We start from the raw sequence: 4,608 nt of genomic DNA, 5'->3' as shown, positions 1-4,608 counted from the left end.
ATGTTTTAATCAAGTTTAGGAGGAATTAATTATGAAGTGTAATGAATGTAACAGGGTTCAATTAAAAGAGGGAAGCGTATCATTAACCCTATAAACTACGTCTGCCCTCATTATTGGAGGGTGAAATGTGAATACATCCTATTCACAATCGAATTTACGACACAACCAAATTTTAATTTGGCTTTGCATTTTATCTTTTTTTAGCGTATTAAATGAAATGGTTTTGAACGTCTCATTACCTGATATTGCAAATGATTTTAATAAACCACCTGCGAGTACAAACTGGGTGAACACAGCCTTTATGTTAACCTTTTCCATTGGAACAGCTGTATATGGAAAGCTATCTGATCAATTAGGCATCAAAAGGTTACTCCTATTTGGAATTATAATAAATTGTTTCGGGTCGGTAATTGGGTTTGTTGGCCATTCTTTCTTTTCCTTACTTATTATGGCTCGTTTTATTCAAGGGGCTGGTGCAGCTGCATTTCCAGCACTCGTAATGGTTGTAGTTGCGCGCTATATTCCAAAGGAAAATAGGGGTAAAGCATTTGGTCTTATTGGATCGATAGTAGCCATGGGAGAAGGAGTCGGTCCAGCGATTGGTGGAATGATAGCCCATTATATTCATTGGTCCTATCTTCTACTCATTCCTATGATAACAATTATCACTGTTCCGTTTCTTATGAAATTATTAAAGAAAGAAGTAAGGATAAAAGGTCATTTTGATATCAAAGGAATTATACTAATGTCTGTAGGCATTGTATTTTTTATGTTGTTTACAACATCATATAGCATTTCTTTTCTTATCGTTAGCGTGCTGTCATTCCTGATATTTGTAAAACATATCAGGAAAGTAACAGATCCTTTTGTTGATCCCGGATTAGGGAAAAATATACCTTTTATGATTGGAGTTCTTTGTGGGGGAATTATATTTGGAACAGTAGCAGGGTTTGTCTCTATGGTTCCTTATATGATGAAAGATGTTCACCAGCTAAGTACTGCCGAAATCGGAAGTGTAATTATTTTCCCTGGAACAATGAGTGTCATTATTTTCGGCTACATTGGTGGGATACTTGTTGATAGAAGAGGTCCTTTATACGTGTTAAACATCGGAGTTACATTTCTTTCTGTTAGCTTTTTAACTGCTTCCTTTCTTTTAGAAACAACATCATGGTTCATGACAATTATAATCGTATTTGTTTTAGGTGGGCTTTCGTTCACCAAAACAGTTATATCAACAATTGTTTCAAGTAGCTTGAAACAGCAGGAAGCTGGTGCTGGAATGAGTTTGCTTAACTTTACCAGCTTTTTATCAGAGGGAACAGGTATTGCAATTGTAGGTGGTTTATTATCCATACCCTTACTTGATCAAAGGTTGTTACCTATGGAAGTTGATCAGTCAACTTATCTGTATAGTAATTTGTTATTACTTTTTTCAGGAATCATTGTCATTAGTTGGCTGGTTACCTTGAATGTATATAAACATTCTCAAAGGGATTTCTAAATCGTTAAGGGATCAACTTTGGGAGAGAGTTCAAAATTGATCCTTTTTTTATAACAGGAATTCAAATCTTTTTGTTCCATTAAAGGGCGCGATTGCTGAATAAAAGATACGAGAGACCTCTCTTGTATCTTTTTTATTTTGAGTGGTTTTGTCCGTTACACTAGAAAACCGAAAGACAATAAAAATTTTATTCTTGCTGAGTCTGGCTTTCGGTAAGCTAGACAAAACGGACAAAATAAAAATTGGCAAGGGTTTAAAGGTGGAGATTTTTTGAGTGATCTTCTCAAAAAATACTACCTGTCCCTTGCTGATTTTTAAACGAGCACGAGAGCAAAACCCCCCTTTGCTGAGGTGGCAGAGGGCAGGTTTTTTTGTTTCTTTTTTCTCGTAAAAAAAAGAAAGGTCTTAAAGGTTTTATGGTTTTGGTCGGCACTGCCGACAGCCTCGCAGAGCACACACTTTATGAATATAAAGTATAGTGTGTTATACTTTACATGGAAGTTGCGCCGATTTGTCATGACAAATTTTCTCGAAAGCGAGGTTGAAAATAAATGAGTTTTGCAGTAGTCCGTATGCAGAAAATGAAGTCACATGATCTGAAAGGAATTCAATTTCATAATCAGAGAGAGCGTGAAAGTAAAACGAATGATGACATTGATCCAGATCGTACTCATGAAAATTATGATTTGGTGAATGATGAGCCGATCGATTATAACGAGCGAGTAAAAGAAATTATTGAATCCCAAAAAGTTGGGACGAGAAAAACAAGAAAAGATGCTGTACTCGTAAATGAATTACTTGTCACGTCTGATCAGTATTTTTTTGAGCGATTAGAGCCTGATGAACAGAAACGATTTTTCGAGGAAAGTTATAAATTATTTGCTGATCGATATGGAAAACAAAATATTGCGTATGCGACTGTTCATGTTGACGAAAAAACTCCTCATATGCATTTGGGTGTCGTGCCAATGCGTGATGGAAAATTGCAAGGGAAAAATGTGTTCAATCGTCAAGAATTGTTGTGGCTGCAAGATAAGTTTCCAGAGCATATGCAGAAGCTCGGATTTGATTTACAACGTGGAGAAAAAGGTTCGGATCGGGAGCATATTGAAACGAGTAAATTTAAAAAACAAACGTTAGAAAAAGAGATTGATCTTTTAGAGAGCGAATTGAAAAATAAAAAAAGTGAGTTGGCGATTTTATCTGAAGAAGTTTCGGGTGAATTTAAGATTCCAGTGAAAAGAGAAAAGAAGAGCGTTGAAGTTCCGACAGGGAAACGAAATCTTTTGGGGATCGAGCAAAAGAAAACGGTTATGAAATCAACGGGGAATGTAATTTTAAAAGACGAAGTGTTTCAAGATTTGAAGCAAAAAGTAAAAGCAGGCGCAGTTTTGCAAACGAGAGTGGATCAGTTGCTGAATACTGATTACGCCAAAGAGAATCAATCGTTGAAAAAAGAAGTGAAAGAGTTGCGATCTACAAATAAATCTTTATCCGAAGAAAACGGTCGTTTAAAGAGTACAGTGGAGCATCTAACGAATGAGATCGAAAGTTTATATGTATTGACGAAAGACTTTTTAAAAGCCCGTACAAACGATTTAGAGAGTTTTAAGGAGTTGTTCGGGGTATTTGTAGGTAAAGTGAAAGAAAAAGCGCCTAGAGGGCTTTTCGTGCGTCAGCATGAGCGATCAGAAGAAAAGAAGAATACTTTTTCGCTTCAAGATGTTTTGCAGCGTGATCGAGAACTTCGTGAGCAAAGAAAAGCAAAGAGGAAAAAATCGCATGATTTGGAACGATAAGAAAAGGCACTCGAATGAGTGCCTTTTCTGCGTTTTGAGCGTAGCGAAAAAACGGTTCTTTCTTATCTTGATACATATAGAAATAACGTCATTTTTATTTTAGTTGCTGAAAGGTGCGTTGAAGTGTTGGTATGTATGTGTTTTAAAGTATTGAAAACCCTTAAAATTGGTTGCACAGAAAAACCCCATCTGTTAAAGTTATAAGTGACCAAACAAATAACTAAATAGATGGGGGTTTCTTTTAATATTATGTGTCCTAATAGTAGCATTTATTCAGATGAAAAATCAAGGGTTTTAGTGGACAAGACAAAAAGTGGAAAAGTGAGACCATGGAGAGAAAAGAAAATCGCTAATGTTGATTACTTTGAACTTCTGCATATTCTTGAATTTAAAAAGGCTGAAAGAGTAAAAGATTGTGCTGAAATATTAGAGTATAAACAAAATCGTGAAACAGGCGAAAGAAAGTTGTATCGAGTGTGGTTTTGTAAATCCAGGCTTTGTCCAATGTGCAACTGGAGGAGAGCAATGAAACATGGCATTCAGTCACAAAAGGTTGTTGCTGAAGTTATTAAACAAAAGCCAACAGTTCGTTGGTTGTTTCTCACATTAACAGTTAAAAATGTTTATGATGGCGAAGAATTAAATAAGAGTTTGTCAGATATGGCTCAAGGATTTCGCCGAATGATGCAATATAAAAAAATTAATAAAAATCTTGTTGGTTTTATGCGTGCAACGGAAGTGACAATAAATAATAAAGATAATTCTTATAATCAGCACATGCATGTATTGGTATGTGTGGAACCAACTTATTTTAAGAATACAGAAAACTACGTGAATCAAAAACAATGGATTCAATTTTGGAAAAAGGCAATGAAATTAGACTATGATCCAAATGTAAAAGTTCAAATGATTCGACCGAAAAATAAATATAAATCGGATATACAATCGGCAATTGACGAAACTGCAAAATATCCTGTAAAGGATACGGATTTTATGACCGATGATGAAGAAAAGAATTTGAAACGTTTGTCTGATTTGGAGGAAGGTTTACACCGTAAAAGGTTAATCTCCTATGGTGGTTTGTTAAAAGAAATACATAAAAAATTAAACCTTGATGACACAGAAGAAGGCGATTTGATTCATACAGATGATGACGAAAAAGCCGATGAAGATGGATTTTCTATTATTGCAATGTGGAATTGGGAACGGAAAAATTATTTTATTAAAGAGTAGTTCAACAAACGGGCCATATTGTTGTATAAGTGATGAAATACTGAATTTAAAACTTAGTTTATATGTGGTAAA

Annotated in this window: 4 protein-coding genes; all 4 read left to right on the top strand. The window is 35.2% G+C overall.

Going from position 1 to position 4,608, the window contains the following annotated elements; genetic code table 11:
• The first annotated feature begins 31 nt into the window (after positions 1-31).
• Positions 32-94, top strand: a complete 63-nt coding sequence (locus AC6CHJ_RS16550; protein WP_012779615.1) for a tetracycline resistance efflux system leader peptide — start codon at positions 32-34, stop codon at positions 92-94.
• Positions 95-127: 33 nt separating this feature from the next.
• Positions 128-1,504, top strand: a complete 1,377-nt coding sequence (gene tet(L) / locus AC6CHJ_RS16545; protein WP_001574277.1) for a tetracycline efflux MFS transporter Tet(L) — start codon at positions 128-130, stop codon at positions 1,502-1,504.
• Between the two features lie 551 nt (positions 1,505-2,055).
• The gene (gene mobV, locus AC6CHJ_RS16540; RefSeq protein ID WP_333727156.1) at positions 2,056-3,303 is read left to right on the top strand and encodes a MobV family relaxase; all 1,248 of its coding nucleotides are present in this window, start codon (positions 2,056-2,058) and stop codon (positions 3,301-3,303) included.
• 249 nt (positions 3,304-3,552) lie between these two features.
• On the top strand, positions 3,553-4,536 hold the full coding sequence (locus AC6CHJ_RS16535) for a protein rep (RefSeq protein WP_000336291.1): 984 nt from the start codon (positions 3,553-3,555) through the stop codon (positions 4,534-4,536).
• The last annotated feature ends 72 nt before the right edge of the window (positions 4,537-4,608 follow it).

The sequence above is a fragment of the Rummeliibacillus sp. GQ308 genome (genome assembly GCF_059759115.1).
Note: the sequence above shows the minus strand (reverse complement) of the source record. Positions and strands in the feature narration are given on the sequence as shown.